The organism is Stenotrophomonas oahuensis, from assembly GCF_031834595.1.
GTDB classification, from domain to species: Bacteria; Pseudomonadota; Gammaproteobacteria; order Xanthomonadales; family Xanthomonadaceae; genus Stenotrophomonas; species Stenotrophomonas oahuensis.
In genome coordinates this window covers 1,094,620-1,110,448 of sequence record NZ_CP115541.1, presented here as the reverse complement: position 1 = coordinate 1,110,448, position 15,829 = coordinate 1,094,620, and the positions used below count along the sequence as shown (strand labels likewise).

13 protein-coding genes are annotated in these 15,829 nt (G+C 67.1%); 7 read left to right on the top strand and 6 right to left on the bottom strand.

Features of this window, described 5'->3' with window-relative positions:
* Positions 1-405, bottom strand: a complete 405-nt coding sequence (locus tag PDM29_RS04895; RefSeq protein WP_311192763.1) for a cupin domain-containing protein — start codon at positions 403-405, stop codon at positions 1-3.
* 262 nt (positions 406-667) lie between these two features.
* On the opposite strand from PDM29_RS04895, the gene PDM29_RS04890 reads away from it, so the two are divergent.
* The 7 genes from PDM29_RS04890 (at position 668) to PDM29_RS04860 (ending at position 7,833) form a co-directional block, all read left to right on the top strand.
* Positions 668-871, top strand: coding sequence for a hypothetical protein (locus tag PDM29_RS04890; RefSeq protein WP_311192762.1), 204 nt, complete (start codon positions 668-670; stop codon positions 869-871).
* The gene (locus PDM29_RS04885) at positions 862-1,896 is read left to right on the top strand and encodes a LysR family transcriptional regulator (protein ID WP_311192761.1); all 1,035 of its coding nucleotides are present in this window, start codon (positions 862-864) and stop codon (positions 1,894-1,896) included. The genes PDM29_RS04890 and PDM29_RS04885 overlap by 10 nt, the downstream gene beginning before the upstream one ends.
* 112 nt (positions 1,897-2,008) lie before the next feature.
* Positions 2,009-2,764, top strand: a complete 756-nt coding sequence (locus PDM29_RS04880; RefSeq protein WP_311192760.1) for an SDR family oxidoreductase — start codon at positions 2,009-2,011, stop codon at positions 2,762-2,764.
* Entirely contained in the window at positions 2,757-3,296 is a 540-nt protein-coding gene (locus tag PDM29_RS04875; protein ID WP_311192759.1) for an Ohr family peroxiredoxin, read from the top strand. The genes PDM29_RS04880 and PDM29_RS04875 overlap by 8 nt, the downstream gene beginning before the upstream one ends.
* Positions 3,297-3,310: 14 nt before the next feature.
* Entirely contained in the window at positions 3,311-4,318 is a 1,008-nt protein-coding gene (locus PDM29_RS04870) for a bestrophin family protein (RefSeq protein WP_311192758.1), read from the top strand.
* A 20-nt stretch (positions 4,319-4,338) separates the two neighbouring features.
* Positions 4,339-5,127 (top strand): SDR family oxidoreductase, encoded by a 789-nt coding sequence (locus PDM29_RS04865; protein WP_311192757.1) that lies wholly within the window; start codon positions 4,339-4,341, stop codon positions 5,125-5,127.
* A 138-nt stretch (positions 5,128-5,265) separates the two neighbouring features.
* Positions 5,266-7,833 (top strand): methyl-accepting chemotaxis protein, encoded by a 2,568-nt coding sequence (locus tag PDM29_RS04860; protein ID WP_425508744.1) that lies wholly within the window; start codon positions 5,266-5,268, stop codon positions 7,831-7,833.
* Between the two features lie 24 nt (positions 7,834-7,857).
* Here the strand turns inward: PDM29_RS04860 and PDM29_RS04855 are convergent, their stop codons facing one another.
* The 5 genes from PDM29_RS04855 to cutA all read right to left on the bottom strand — a co-directional run bounded on the left by PDM29_RS04855 (position 7,858) and on the right by cutA (position 15,796).
* Positions 7,858-10,215: a PepSY domain-containing protein gene (locus tag PDM29_RS04855; protein ID WP_311192756.1), complete on the bottom strand. Its 2,358-nt coding sequence runs from the start codon at positions 10,213-10,215 to the stop codon at positions 7,858-7,860.
* An 83-nt stretch (positions 10,216-10,298) separates the two neighbouring features.
* A complete protein-coding gene (locus tag PDM29_RS04850) occupies positions 10,299-12,398 on the bottom strand; it encodes a TonB-dependent receptor (protein WP_311192755.1) in 2,100 nt (699 codons plus the stop codon).
* Positions 12,399-12,528: 130 nt separating this feature from the next.
* Entirely contained in the window at positions 12,529-13,062 is a 534-nt protein-coding gene (locus PDM29_RS04845) for a TlpA family protein disulfide reductase (protein WP_311192754.1), read from the bottom strand.
* Between the two features lie 29 nt (positions 13,063-13,091).
* Positions 13,092-15,458, bottom strand: coding sequence for a protein-disulfide reductase DsbD domain-containing protein (locus PDM29_RS04840; RefSeq protein ID WP_311192753.1), 2,367 nt, complete (start codon positions 15,456-15,458; stop codon positions 13,092-13,094).
* Entirely contained in the window at positions 15,458-15,796 is a 339-nt protein-coding gene (cutA, locus tag PDM29_RS04835) for a divalent-cation tolerance protein CutA (protein WP_311192752.1), read from the bottom strand. The genes PDM29_RS04840 and cutA overlap by 1 nt, the downstream gene beginning before the upstream one ends.
* Positions 15,797-15,829: the final 33 nt, after the last annotated feature.

Sequence of the window (15,829 nt, the reverse complement as noted above, 5' to 3'; positions counted from 1 at the left end):
TCAATGCGGCGGCAACACGGCAGGCTTGCCGGCGTCCTTGAGCAGGAACACCACGAACCGTGCCGGTTCAGTCTGGCTCGCATTGCGCCCGACCGTGTGCAGGTCGTCGGGACCTTCGTGGAAGGCTTCGCCGGGCCCGAGCGTGACCTCCCGGCCCCCCGCGACACCCATCACGATCCTGCCTTCGAGCACATACACAAAGCCGTGCGCGTCATGCCGGTGCACCGGGTCGGCTCCGCCGGGCGGGTACTCCACTGTCAGGATCAGCGCTTCCTTGCCGGGGTAGTCCGGCAAGGGCTGGGTCATCACGGTGGTGACGACCGGTTCCGGCGGCGGGCTTGGGGCAGGGGCGGCGCTCGCTCCTCCGCAAAGCACCAGCATCAGGGATGACAACATGACGCGCATGGCAGTTCCTCCAGTGGGCGGCGTGCCGTATGCCGGCACCCGGTAGTCCAGGACAGATGGGCCTTGTTGGCTCCAGTTCGCAGGCTAGGCAAGTGCTCACGCGGGCGGTAGCCGGCGATGCGGACTCAGGGTGTTGAGCGGCAGGCACCAATCCTTTTCTCGGGGGGTGTCACAGGGCCGGATGCTGGCCCGTCTGCCTTGCATGAGCCCCGACAACGCTGCCACCCAAGCAGGCCCGCCTCGTCCCGCCGAGCAGGTGTGGATGACCTTTCTGCAGGCGCTGGACAGCCTGCCTGCCGATGTGAGGCTGACCCTGCTGCTGCATGACATCGCGGGGATTCCCATCGAATCGCTGATCTCGCTGTTGGGGCTGCCCGCCGAACGCTGTCGGCAGCACCTGGAAGTGGCCCACGCCTGTCTGCAGGACCACGCCCGTCACCTTGGAGCGACCCCGCCATGTCCCTGACCGAAACACTGGCTGCTGACGAAGGCAGCGATGCGCTCACCACCGGGTTCTCCGCCAGCTACGCCGGGGTGATGGCCTTCATCGCGGTCGCGCATGAGGGCAGCTTCTCGCGTGCGGCCGACCGGCTTGGCATCGGCCGCTCCGCAGTAAGCCGCAGCGTGCAGAAGCTGGAAGGCCAGCTCGGCGTGCGTCTGTTCCTGCGCACAACGCGCTCCACTTCGCTCACGCGGGAAGGTGAGCTGTTCCATGAAGGCTGCCGACCGGGCGTGGACCGCATACTGCAGGCGTTGGAAGAAATGCGCGACCTGCGTGATGGTCCCCCGCGGGGTCATCTGCGCATCAGCGCTACCGGAGGATTCGGACGCAAGGTGATTGCGCCGTTGCTGGCCCCCTTCCGCGCCCGCTTTCCCGACGTCACCCTGGAGTTGCTGCTGGAGGAGCGCGCGTTGGATCTCGCCGCCGACCGCATTGACGTGGCGTTCCGGGACGGCGTGCTTGAGGACAGCGACGTGATTGCCAAACACCTGATTCCGATGCAACTGCTGGTGTGTGCCGCCCCGGACTATGTCGCAGCGCACGGCTTGCCTGAGCGGGTGGAGGAGCTGGGTGCGCACGCCTGCATCAGCCAGCGCCAGGCCAATGGCCGGCTGCAGCCCTGGGAGTTCCGCGTGGACGGGCGAGCGCTGGCCGTAGAGCCGGACGCGACGCTGGTATTCAATGACGCAGACCTGGCGCTGCAGGCGGTGATGCAGGGGCAGGGGCTGGCACAGCTGCCCAACTACCAGGTGCGGGCCGCGCTGGATGCCGGCGAGCTGGTGCGCTGCCTGGACCGCTATGCCGCCGACGACCGGGGGCACTATCTGTGCTACCTCAGCCGCCGCCAGCTGCCCAAACGCATCCGCGCATTCATCGATTTCATCACTGCCGAGGTGCGCGCGCTGGACCTGGACGTGGTGACGCACTGGGAAAACACCCTGCGCACACCGGTCCCCGCGTCAGTGCCGGATCCGGCCGCCTGGCGATGACGGTCATTGGTGCGTGGCGGGCAACAACGCGCGTCCTGCCAGGGATCTACTGAGGCACACCGCGGCTGCCTAGCATCTGTGCTGTACCTCTACCCAGCCCTGGAGCATGAACATGAAGATTCTGGTCATCGGCGGCACTGGCCGCATCGGCAGCAAGGTCGTCGACCGCCTGCGTGCGGCCGGACACGAGATCGTCATCGCCGCACCGTCCACCGGTATCGACATCATCAGTGGCGAAGGACTGGATGCGGCAATGGCAGGCACCGACGTGGTGGTGGACCTGGCCAATTCACCGTCGTTCGAAGACGCCGCCGTGCTGGAATTCTTCCAGACCGCCGGCCACAACATTCTCTCGGCTGAAGCGCGCGCCGGCGTTGGCCACCACGTGGCGCTGTCGGTGGTGGGCACCGACAAGCTGGCGGCAAGTGGCTACTTCCGAGGCAAGATCGTGCAGGAGCGCCTGATCCGCGAATCCGGCATCGCCTACACCATCATCCACTCCACCCAGTTCTTCGAGTTCCTGCCGGGCATCATCCAGTCGGCGGGTGATGCGCTGCACCTGCCCACGGCGCTGGTGCAACCGATCGCGGCCGAGGACGTGGCCGATGCGGTGGCCCGCATCAGCGTGCAGCCCGCCATCAACGGCGTGGTTGAAATCGCCGGCCCGGAGCGGGCGCCCATGGCCGAGCTGGCGCAGCGGTTCCTGGACCGAACCCAGGATGCACGCCGGGTAACCGGCGACGCCGAGGCACCTTACTTTGGTGCCCAGCTGCAGGACGACACCCTGGTGCCGGTGGGTGAGGCGTGGCTGGGCGCGCAGAACTTCGATGGCTGGCTGCAGGGCTCGGATTTCGCGCGCCATGCCTGACGTACCCGACGACGCTGGCCCGCCGTTGAAGCCGCCCTCGCCAGGGGTGCTCGACAAGTACCACGGCGATGAGGTGCGTCCGCTTTACACCGGGCGCGTGCGGGTCAGCGGAGGCACGGCCGGTCATGGGCGGGCGTCGGGAGTCGTGGTGTCCGACGATGGTGCCTTGGCACTGGACCTGCGGTTGCCGCCGGCGCTGGGTGGTCCCGGTGGCGGCAGCAATCCCGAACAGCTGCTGGCCGCCGGTTATGCCGCCTGCTTCCACGGAGCCATGATGCTGCTGGCCGCGCGTGCCGGTCTGATGCTGGTGGATGCCTGCATCGATGTCGGTGTGACCTTCTCGCGCGACCCCATTGATGGGCTGTACCTGCTTTCAGCGGAAGTGGAGGCCTATCTGCCCGGCATGGAGGCGGCGGTCGCGGCCGAGCTGGTCCGCAACACCGAACGCGTCTGCCCCTACGCAAAGATGTTCCGCAACGGCATCACCCATGTGGTGTCGGTGGTACCGACCACCGCGCCGTCATCCCCTTGATGGAGACCCTGGCCATGCACGCCGGACGCTCATACACGTTTCTCGAATTCCTGCGCTGGACCCGCCGCCCGTTGTACGCGTTGATCCTGCTCGATCTCGCGCTGGTCGCGTTGTATCAGCTGGCCGGATGGCATTGGCTGGCAGTGCCCTGGAATGTGATCTTCATGCTGGGTACCACGGTGGCGTTGATCGTGGGGTTCAAGAACACCCAGACGTACAACCGGTTGTGGGAGGCGCAGCAGGTGTGGGCATCGATCACCTCAGCCAGCCGGGTCTGGGGCGCGATGACCCGCGACTACGTCGGCATCGCCGAACTCACCCGGCGGCTCGCCTACCGGCATGTGGCCTGGTTGACCGTGCTGCGCTACCAGATGCGTGACAGCAAGGCATGGGAGACCACCCAGGCTGCGCCCAACGTCGAGTATCGGAAACACTATGAAGTGCCCGAAAAGGCACGTGCCCTCGACATGGAGTTGAACAAATACGTTGCCGGGCCGGAGCGTGCGCGCATCCTCGGTGCAGGGAGTCGCGCCACCGAGGTGCTCAACCTGCAGGGCGCGGATCTGAAGCAGATGCTGGACGCCGGGCAGATCAGTACCGGTGCTTTTGCCGAGCTGCAGCGTGTGCTGCGCGACCTGCACGATCAGCAGGCGCGCAGCGAGCGCCTGAAGAATTACCCCTACCCACGGCAGTACGCGATCATCAACGTCATCTTCGTGCGCATTCTGTGTGTGCTGCTGCCGTTGGGCATGATTGATCTGTTCGCCCCGCTGGATGATGTTGTCGGCGGCGCCATGGTGGGTCACATGGTGTGGCTGGCGGTGCCGCTGAGCGTGCTGGTGTCGTGGATGTACGCGTCGCTGGACCAGGTGGGTGAGAACAGTGCCAATCCGTTCGAGGGTGGGGCCAACGACATCCCCATCTCGCAGATCTGCGTATCCCTCGAGATGGATCTGCGCCAGCTGCTGGACGAGCGCGACGTGCCGGTGGCACCGGTCTCCGCCAGTCCCATCCTGCTGTAGCGCAACCACGGAGCATCCACATGAACATCGTCGTCATAGGCGGTCATGGACTGATTGGAAGCCGGGTGGTGGAGCGGCTGCGCGACGCGGGCCACCAGGTAACGGCGGCGTCACGACGTACTGGGGTGGATACCCTGACCGGCGTGGGACTGGCGGAAACACTGGCGGGGGCGGAGGTCGTAGTGGATGCGTCCAACGCGCCTTCCTTCGACGCGCCGGCGGTTGGTGACTTCTTCCAGCGCAGCACTGCCAACCTGCTGGCCGCCTGTGCCCAGGCGGGCGTCAGACACTTCATTGCGCTTTCGGTGGTCGGCACCCCCTACCTGCAGGGCAGTGACTACTTCCGTGCGAAGGCCGTGCAGGAGCAGCTGGTCCTGCATGCCCGTCTGCCCGCGACGCTGGTGCGGGCCACCCAGTGTTTCGAGTTCATGGCACAGCTGATTCCGCCGGGTGCAGAGCGTGAGCCGGTGCGCCTGCCGGTCGCGCTGGTACAGCCGCTGGCCGCCGATGACCTGGGCGAGGCCCTGGGTCGTCTGGCGACCGGGCCGTTGCCGGGTGGCGTGGTGGAGATCGGCGGACCGCAACGGCATCGCCTGTTCGAGCTGGTGGAGTGGGTGATGTATTTCCACCAGGACGACCGCCCGGTCGTCGGCGACCGGGAGGCGCGTTACTACGGTGCGGCACTCAAGGAACTGACCCTGACGCCCGGAGCCCAGGCCATCACCGGCACGACGCGATTCGCGGACTGGCTGGGCCGCCATACGGCCGGCCAGCTGCCGCAGGTGAACCAGCCCGACCCCTTGCGTTGATCGGACGCGACAGCGTCATCGTGCGGTCGTCTACGTGCGCTAAAACGTGCGCTGTCGCGCGGCAACGCGCGCGCAATGCGCACTAAAGTTGATGGAAGCGCGGCCGATACCGATGCGTCCTTCTGCCTGGAGTGCGCGATGCACGCCGTGTCCCGTCGCCTGTTGTCCTTTACCCAACGCATGGACGCGTTGCCGCTCTGGCGCGCGCTGTCACCCAAGGTGATGGCGCTGCGCCGGATGAGTATCGCCAACAAGCTCAAGGCGAGCCTGGTGGTGTGTGGCTCCGGCCTGCTGGTGGTGGCCGCCGTATATGGCTGGACCCGGCACAACAGTGAGCGGGCGGCGGATACGTTCGCCCGACACCAGCAGCATACCGCGCTGGCGGCTGCATTGAGTGCGCAGGTGGCCGATGCACGCCGGCTGCAGACCCGCTACGCGGTCAGCTTCGATGACCAGGATCGCGCGGCGCTGTTGGCTGCCCGTGACCGGCTGCAGGCCACGCTGGGGCAGCTGCCGTCCGAGGGGGCCGATACGGCGGGCAGCGCAACGGCACTGAAGACGCTCGGTGAGCGTATCACCGCATTTGCCGAGGGCATCGGCGCGCTGAACCAGCGCGTTGACGAGATGGGGCGGGGCGAGGAGGGGCTTCGCGCGCAGCTCGAATCGGCGGGCACCACGCTGGATGGATTGCTGGAAAGCGCGCAGCGCCCGGCGCTGAGTGCCCAGGGACAGGCCATGCGCCGGCAGGAGGCGTTGCTGCTGTTGAGCGGTGACAGCCAGCACAGCGACCGTGCCAGCGAAGCCAAACTGCCCTTTGAGCTGGCGCTGGGCGAATCCCGGTTGTCCCCGGCTGAGCAGGACGCGCTGCGTGCGGCCATGGACGCTTACCAGGGCGCGCTGCTGGCCTATACCGCCGCGCGTGTCGGGCTGGACGTGGAGGCGATGTCGCTGGCCGATACCGCTGAACAGATCGGTCCGGCGCTGCAGCAGCTGGAAAGCAGCCAGGCGGCATCGCTGGCCGGCGCACGTGACAGTCTGAAGGCCCAGGCGCTGGCGATGACCGTGCTGTTCGTGCTGACCCTGCTGGTGGTGGCTGGCATGTTGATCGCCACGCTGCTGCTGGTGCTGGGCTCGGTACGCCGGCCGATCTCCGACACCCTGCGCTTTGCCGAGGATATTGCCGAAGACCGGTTGGATACCGTGCTGGAAGTGCGCAACCCGCACGATGAGATCGGCCAGCTCGCGCAGCGCCTCACCCACATGCAGCAGCGCCTGCGCGCCCGCATCGAGTCCGAGCGCGCGGCCGCCCGCGACAATGCCCGCGCACGACAGGCACTGGACAGTGCGCAGACCGGGATGATGGTGCTGGAGGCGGACGGCTCCATTGCGCTTCTCAACCAGGCGCTGTGTGCGGCGTTGAAGCTGGATGAGGCATCGTGGCGTGGTCGTCCTGCGCTCGCGCTGCATCCTGCACTGGCTGGGGTGGTGGCCCAGCTGCAGCGTGCCGAGCCGGGTACCCATGAGATCGAGCACCAGCAGGTGCGTTACCAGCTGGTGGTCAACCCGATGCAGCACGACGGGCAACTGCTCGGGGCGGCGGTGGAGTGGCGCAGCCGTGCGCTGGAAACCACCGTGGAAACGGAAGTGGCCGCCTTGGTGGACGCCGCCGCGCACGGCGAGCTGGATGTGCGTCTGGCCGTGCATGACAAGCAAGGCTTCCTGCGAACCCTGGCGGTCAGCATCAATGGCTTGCTCGACACTTTCCAGGGCAATCTGCGCAGTGTGCAGGATCTGCTTGCCGCGCTGGCGCGAGGCGATCTGGGCGCGCGCATGCAGGGTGAGTTCCAGGGCGTGTTCGCTGACATGCGCGACGACGCCAATGCCAGCGTCCAGCAGCTGACCGACATTGTCACTCGTATCCAGCATGCGTCACAGGCGATCAACGGTGCAGCGGGGGAGATCGTCGCCGGCAACCATGACCTGGCGGTGCGAACCGAACGGCAGGCAGCCCATCTGGAAGAAACGGCGTCTTCGATGGAAGAGCTGACTGCGACCGTGCGCCAGAATGCCGATTCGGCGCGGCAGGCCAATCAGCTGGCGATTGACGCAGCGCGTATTGCTGCTGAAGGCGGCGCATCGGTGGCGCAGGTGGTGGCCACGATGGCCGGAATTGCCGATTCGTCCCGCCGCATCGCCGACATCATCGGCGTCATCGATGGCATCGCCTTCCAGACCAAGATTCTGGCGTTGAATGCGGCAGTTGAGGCCGCGCGCGCGGGCGAACAGGGGCGCAGCTTCGCCGTGGTCGCCGGTGAAGTCCGTCTGCTGGCCCAGCGCAGCGCCGATGCCGCCAAGCAGATCAAGGATCTGATCGAGGCGTCCGTGGACAGGGTCAACGCCGGCTCGCGCCAGGTCGACCAGACCGGTGCCACCATGGACGGCATCGTGCGCAGCGTCGAGCAGGTGACCGCGATCATGGCGGGCATTTCCGCTGCATCACAGCAGCAGAGCGCGGGCATTGAACAGGTCGGAAAAACGCTGCTGCAGATGGATGGCAGCACCCAGCAGAATGCCGCCATGGTGGAAGAAGCCTCGGCCTCGGCGCAGTCGATGCAGCGCCAGGCCGAACTGCTGGGAGATGCGGTCGCCGCCTTCGCGCTCGCCACGCCGGCACCCCGCCAGGCGGAGCGTACCGCGCACGCCTGAGCGCACGGGGAACCTGGCGCGACGTCAGTAGACGTCGCGTCGGTAGCGGCCTTCAGCCAGCAAGGTATCCAGGCTGCCTTCACCGAGGATCTCACGCAGCACCTGGTCCACGCCTTCGGCCATGCCATGCAGTGAACCGCAGACGTAGATGCTGCCGCCCATGGCCACCCAGTCGTGCACGGCCTGGGCCTGATCACGCAGTCGGTGCTGCACGTAGCCGCCGCCGTCCGGATCGCGGGAGAACACGCGGTCCAGTCGCCGCAGATGGCCCTGCTGCTGCCACCGCTCCATCTCGTCCAGATACAGGCTGTCATGCGCTGCGGTGCGTTCGCCGAATATCAGCCAATGCCCGCCGTCGCCATGTGCAGCGGCCTCACGCAGCAGGCTGCGCAGACCGGCGACGCCGGTGCCGTTGCCGATCAGCAGCATCGGCGCGTGCTCCGGGTAACGGTGGAAACCACTGTTGCGGCGGACCCGCGCCTGGATGGGGGTGCCCTCGGCTGCGTGCAGGCACAGCCAGCCGGAACCGAGTCCGGGCCGGCCGTCGGGCAGCCACGTGAGCCGCACCACCAGCTGCAGGCTGTCGTCCTGCATGATCGAGGCAATCGAGTATTCGCGGTGGGCAGGCAACGTGTCGGCGTTACCGGTCTGCTGACCCGGAAGGATCTCCAGTATGTCACCCGCCTGCCAGCTGGCATGTTCGGGTGGGGTCAGTTCCACCTGCCAGATCGCGCCGGCGGCGCTGCCCGCATTGAGCAGGGTGCGGCGTTGCAGTATCCAGTCCTGCAGCGGTTCCGCCGCCGGCAGTGGAACCGGGTCGCTGAAACCGGTGAGCGCGGCCAGCTGGTTCTGCCACTGCGCCAACGCAGCGCCATCATCGCGGTTGACCTCCACGGTGGGGAACAACGGCCGGGCACCTTGCGTGGCCAGCCACGCGTCGACCGCACGTGAGAAACCGCAGTAGCGCGCGTACTCGTGATCGCCCAGCCCCAGCACTGCGTACTGCAGGTCTGCCAGCGGCAGTTCCTGCGGCAGCAGGCGGCGCTCGAACACCCGCGCGGCGTCGGGTGCCTCGCCGTCGCCGAAGGTACTGATCACAAACAGGGCATTGCGTGTCTGCTGCAGGGTGGTCGCATCCAGCTGACCCAATGGCTTCACCTGCACCGGCATGCCGGCCCCCTGCAGTTGGGCGGCAGCGCGCCACGCCAGTTGCTCAGCGAATCCGCTCTGGCTGGCAAAGGCGACCAGCCATGGAGCCTGTCCCTCGACGTGAGGGGCGGTCATCGGCTGCCGCGCGGCGCGTACGTCGCGCTTGCGCCGGCGGCGATCCAGATACAGCATCCAGCCGGTGATGAAGAACAGCAGCATCGCCAGGCTGGAAAGCATGATGATGACCCGGCCCGGCAGCCCGAAGAAACTGCCGGAGTGCAGGGCGAACATGCTGGTCATGGTTTTGCGCCCGGCGCTCATCTGCCGGTACGGCTCGTGTTGCAGCAGGTCACCGGTAGCCGGGTCCAGCTGCACGTTGTCCTGGGCCCGGTCGTGGGCCGCCTCGGTGGACTGCACACGACCGGTCAACGGGCGGCCGGGCTTGTTGGGGAAGCGCAGGTCGATGTAACCGCGGCGAACGCCGGGCAGGGCGTACAGCGTGTGCTCGACACGCTTCATGTCCAGCGCGCCGTTGCTGGCGCGCAGGGCGGGTTCCTCGCGACTGGGCCCGCCCAGCAGCTGGGTCGCGCCCGTGCGATACCAGTCGAACGACCACCACAGGCCGGTCAGTGCCAGCAGCAGGTAGACCACCAGCACCCAGGTGCCCACCACCGAGTGCAGGCTCCACAGGAAGCTGCGTCCGCTGCGCGACCATTCCACTGCCATCCAGGTCCGCCAGTGCCACCACTGTCGCGGCCAACGCAGGTACAGGCCGGAGAGCGCGAAGAACACCAGGGTGATGGCACAGATGCCGGTGATCAGCTTGCCCCGGTCGCCGGCCACCAGGTGCCGATGCAGGTCTTCGGTGAAATCGAAGAAGGCCAGCCCGCGCAGGTCATCCAGCGCCTGTCCGGTGTAGGGGTTGAAGTAGCGCCAGTGCTGCTTGCCGCCCTCGAAACGGGCGACCGACAGGCGTTGTCCGGTGGCATCCACGCGCAGGCGCTGCAGCGGACGGTCGGTGCCTTCCTGCAGGCGCGGCAGCAGTTCGCTCAGGGCCAGCGGCTGCTCGCCGGCGGCATGGCGTTGTGCGACGTCGGCAACATCCGCGTTAAGCGCGCGCACGATCTCGTCTTCAAACGAGAGCGCTGCACCGCTCAAGCCCATGATCGCCAGCACCGTCCCTGCGGTGATGCCGAGCAGCCAGTGCAGCTGGAACAGGACGGTTTTGAACATGTGGAATCCGGTGGGGCAATTGCCGGGCATGGCCCGGCACTACGGAATGACGGATGTAGTGCCGGGCCATGCCCGGCATCACGTCAGAAGTCGAGTTGATAACCCACGGTCACAGTACGCCCGCGGCCCGCGAAATACCGGTCCGGCTCAATCAACGCGCTCTGCGAGTAATACGTGATGTACTGGCGATCAAACAGATTGGCCACGCCCAGTTGCACGCTGCCCTTGCTGAGCTTGTACTCGGCTGCCAGGTCAAACAGCGCATAGCCCTGGAACTGCTTGGCGGCTTCATCGAAGTTGCGGTTGAACGCGTATTGGCCCTGCACGAAGGTGGACAGCTTCGGCTTCCACTGCGCCGACCACGTGGCGATGGCGCGGTTGGGGGCGATGTTCAGTCCGTCCAGCCGGGCATCCAGGCGGCCATCGGCATCGCTGTCGTAACGGCCGCGCGTCCAGGCATAGGACAGGCCCAGCGCATGGACGTCATTGAGCTGGTAGCGCACGCTGGCATCCAGGCCTTCAATGCGGGTCTTTTCGCGGGCCATCTGGAATGCGCCGTCGACCGAGATGATGCGCGTGCCCAGATCCGAACGTGACTGGAACACCGCCACGTCGGCCTGCCATGCACCGGTGCGCACGCGCGCGCCCAGTTCGGTGTTGCGGGTCAGCACCGGCTCCAGCGCATCGAGGTCGGCCACTGACGTGCCGGGCGTGTTGATCGAGCGCAGCACGCGGCCCACGTCCGGCATCCCGAACCCTTCGGAATAGCTGCCGAAGACGTTGAAGGTTTCCGTCGGCGCGAACACCAGTCCGGCGTTGTACAAGGTCTCGCCGAAGCGCAGCTTGCCGCCCTGCACATTGACGCGGTTGTAGCGGTACAGCGTCTGGTAGCTGTCGATGCGCAGCGTGGCTTCTTCGCGGCGGATGCCGCCCTGCGCGGTCAGCGTCGGCAGCAGCTTGTATTCGGCCTGCAGGAAGCCGGCGGCATTGCGGAACTCGGAGTTCGGCACATAGGTGCGGCCGGTGCCGTACAGGTCCTGCTTGCCGCTGTCCTGCAGCAGGTCGACGCCACCGGTCAGTTTCAGCGTGCCGTCAAACAGGTCATCGCGCCCCAGGCTGGTCTTGGCCCCCCACTTGGACGCCACCGAACGCGACTGGTCGTACAGCGTGCCGACTGGCGCAATCAACGGATCCTGGAACGTGGACGAACGATCGCCGCCGAACAGGCCCTCGAATTCCTGGTTGAACACCATCGCACGCAGTTCCATGCCGGCCAGATCGTGGTGGGTGTAGGCCAGGCCGGTCGTCCACACGTCGTTCCACGGCGGGGTGCCCGGCGGCGTACCGCGCACCGAGGTGGTCGGCAGGCCGGTGTTGCGGTTACCCGACACCGTGAGGTACTCGGCCTTGGACTTGATCCGGTAGCGGTTGGAACTGAACTGCAGTTCCTGGTTGTCGTCGATCCAGTAGCCGAGCTTGGCATGCAGGTCGTAAGCGCGCGTGGCCATCAGGTCGCCCTGGGTGGTGTCGGTGCCGATGGCGGTGCCGTCACCGTCCAGCCACAGCCCCTGGTCTTCGTAGCCTGCGCCGAACAGGTAGTCCCAACGCCCCTTGCTGCCGCTGATGCGGTAGTCGGCGCGGTAGCTGGTGGTTTCGGCGCTGACGTCGGTGGTCGGCACCGTCGTCTGCACACCCACATGCTGGTTGATCTGACCGGGCTCCGGCTTGCGGGTGATCAGATTGATGGTGCCGCCGGTGGCACCCAGACCGTTCATCGCGTTGGCACCCTGGATCACTTCAATCCGCTCCACCATGGCGTAGTCGATGGTGTGGGTTTCGCGGCCGGTGGGGCGGAGCGGATTCGACTGCGGAATGCCGTCGACCAGAATCAACGGCGTGCGCCCGCGCAGGGTTTCACCGCTGCCGTTCATCTTGCCGCGGCTGGGCGTGTAGGACGGCAGCAGGTTGGCCAGTACATCGGATGAGTTGCCACTGATGCGCAGCTGACGCTCGATGGCCTCGCGCTCGATTACCACAATGGTCTGCGGTGCGGTGTCCGCGCTCTGCCCGGTGCGCGAGGCGGTGACGGTGACCGCATCCAGGGTGCGGGCGTCCGTGGACTGGGCAACGGCAGGGGCTGACAGCAGCGCGGTCAGGGCGACGAACAACGGTGAAAAGCGCACAGGCACGTCCTTGGAGCATTGGACGTGGCGATACCAGCCCAAAAGCTAATGAGAATGGATATCGTCATTGTTCAGGCTGCTGGCGACGCGGTCAACACCCGATCGGGTCAGGGTGGCAGTGCCGTCGCCGTCAGGGCTGGGCCCAGTGCTCGATCTCGCCATGCGCGAAGGGCCCGAGCTTCTGCTTGACGATGCGGCCCTGTGCGTCGACCAGCACGGTGTAAGGGAGCAGTCCCTGTGCATTGCCCAGCTTCACGCTGGCATCGTCGGGGGCCGGTTGTTCCAGCACGATCGGGTAACTGACCGGCACGCGGGCCAGGAACTCACGCACGCCTTCGGGCGTGTCGATGGCCAGCCCCAGCACCTGCACGCCGTCGGCAGGCTGCGCGGCGGCAAACGCCTGCAGCGCGGGCATTTCTTCCACGCAGGGGCCGCACCAGCTGGCCCACACGTTGATCAGCAGGGGCCGACCACGGAACGTGGCCAGGTCGACCGGGTGCCCGTCCAGATCAGGCAGGGTGATTGCCGGCAGGGTTTCGCCGGGGCGTGCCGACACCGCCGTGGGACGGGCCGCCTTCGGCGGCTGTGCCACCGGCGCGGGCGGCACACCGAAGTAACTCACCCCGACGACCAGGCCCAGGAGGGCGGCAATCGCGGCCGCCACCCTCAATGACCGGCGTGGCGGCGGGCTGCTCAACGCGCCGTGCGCAGCAGCGCTTCTTCAACGATGGCCTGGGTCAGCACCGTCGGCAACACCGTGGGCGGTGCGCCCGGGCCGTACACCACGTACAGCGGCACGCCGACCGCTTTGTGCTCGTCGAGGAAGGCGGTGATCTCCGGATCCACGTTGGTGTAATCACCACGCATGTACACGGCATTGGTACGCCGCAGGGTGTCCTGGAACTCATGCGTACCCAGCACCGCGCGTTCGTTGGCCTTGCAGGTGACGCACCAGTCGGCGGTCATGTTGACGAACACCACGCGGTTGTCCTGGCGCAGGCGGTCGAGCATCTGCGGCGAGTAGTCCACCACGTTGTCAGCCGTGGCGGCGGTCTGCTTGCCGGGCGCTTCAATGCGGTTGACCGCCCACACCGGCACCAGCGCGGCCAGCAGCAGCACCGCGGCCAGTGCGCTGCCCACGCGCTGGCTGCGCCAGCGGCTGCGCTCGAACCACCACAGCGCCAGCCCGGCCACGATCAGCCCGCCCAGCACCAGCGCCATCGCATCCACGCCGCGCTGCTTGCCCAGCACCCACAGCAGCCACAGTGCGGTGGCATACATCGGGAAGGCCAGCACCTGCTTCAGTGTCTCCATCCACGCGCCTGGGCGCGGCAGGCGTCGAGCCAGCGACGGAATGAAGCCGATCAGCAGGAACGGCAGGGCCAGGCCCAGGCCCAGCACGATGAACACCAGCATGGCGGAGGCCGGCGGTGCGGTGAACGCATAGGCCAGCGGCGCGCCCATGAAGGGGGCCACGCAGGGGCTGGCCACCACGCAGGCCAGCACGCCGGTGAAGAAGTCACCCATGGGGCCGGTACGCGAGGCAAGCGACTGGCCCACGCCACCCAGCCCGCCGCCGAGGGTGAACACCCCCGACAGACTCAGGCCCACCGCGAACATCAGGTACACCAGCGCGGCAATGAACCACGGGTGCTGCAGCTGGAAGCCCCAGCCTGCTGCCTGGCCGGCGGCCCGCAGTGCCAGCACCAGCGCGCCAATGATGGCGAACGCCACCAGCACGCCGGCGGTGTACCACAGCGCATGGCTGCGCGCGCGCTGGCGGCTTTCACCGCTCTGCGCCACGCCCAGCACCTTCAGCGACAGAATCGGCAGCACGCACGGCATCAGGTTCAACACCAGCCCGCCCACCAGCGCCAGCAGCAGCGCGGCGATCAAGGTGGTCGGGGTGCTGTCGCCAGTGGCCGGTGGCCGCGTGCGCTGTGCGTTGTCGCTGCTCGCGTCGGGGCTGCCGACCGCCGCGTCCGGCGTGACCGGCTCGTTCGGGCGGATCAGCAGTGGCTGGGTGGCGATGCCGTTGCCGTCGCGCTCCTGCGCGCGCTTCTCACGGGTCGGCAGCGGGGTGATCACCTCGTTGCGATGACCAGCGTCGTCGGCGCGGGCGTTGACCTTGCCGGCGGGGAGCGCCAGCTTCACCCGCCGGGTCATCGGCGGGTAGCAGATGCCGTCGGTCTGGCAGCCCTGGAAAGTAATCACCAGCGTCGCCGGCGTTGCTTCGGCACGGCTGCGCCGCAGCGGCAGCTTCACGTCAACCTGGTCGAAGTACACCGCCACGTCGCCGAAGTGCTCGTCGCGGTGTGCCTTCGCCGCTGGCCATTGCGGCTTGTCGGCGACGATTCCGGACGCGCCTTCCAGCTTCAGCGACGTGCGGTCGCGGTACAGGTAGTAGCCGGCTGCAGGGCTGAAGCGCAGCAGCAGGGTGTTGCCGTCGCCGACAATGGCTTCAAAGCCGAATGCGCGTTCGGACGGCAGCGGCAGTGCCTGGGTGGCACCGGTGCCTGGCAGGCGCAGACCACCGCCACTGTTGCCTGACAGCAGGTTGCTCACCGGCAGGCCATTGCCGGTGCTGATCGACGGAGACGCCGCGTCGTCGGTAGCCTTGCCGGAACCGCCCGGCAGACGCACCTGCACGCTGCGCTTCTGCGGCGGGTAGCACACCCCGGCATCGGCGCAGCCCTGGAAGCGAACTTCCAGAGTCACGCTGTCAGCGCCGTCGGCGGCCTTGCCCGGCAGCACGGCGGTCAGCCGTTCGCGATAGGTTTCCACTTCGCCGAAGAAGTCGTCGTGGTGTTTCTTGCCCGCCGGCATCTGCAGCGCTTCGGCGGTGAACGCCGCATCGGCTTTCACCGAAGTGCGATGCCGGTACAGGTAGTAGCCCGGGGCGATATCGAATCGCACCTCGATGTGCTCGCGGTCGCGCGCCTGCGCGGTCAACGCGAAGGCCTGGTCCACCGGGAGCAGATCTTTTTCGCTCACTGCCCAGGCAGGCAACGACATCACGGCCAACGCACACAGCGCGGCAAAACGACCCAACAGCGTCATCAATCAGTGTCCTCTCGGGTCTGTGCCCGAATCCAATCCAGGTACGCCGGCAGGCCGGCGTGGCTTTCGACCGCGATGCACTCGGGGAGTTCATACGGATGCAGCGCGCATACGCGCGCGATGGCCGCGTCCAGGCGGCCGCCGGTGGTCTTGATCAGCAGCTGGATCTCGCGATCCTCGGTGACCTCGCCTTGCCAGCGGTACGTCGACTGCGCCCCGTCCAACCGGGTGACACAGGCCGCCAGCCGCTCCTCCACCAATGCCGTAGCCAGCCGCGCGGCGGTTTCCGCGTCAGGGCAGGTGGTCATCAGGATGAATACGGAATCGGCGGTCGACATGACCGCCGATTGTAATGCCGAACCGGTAGAGCC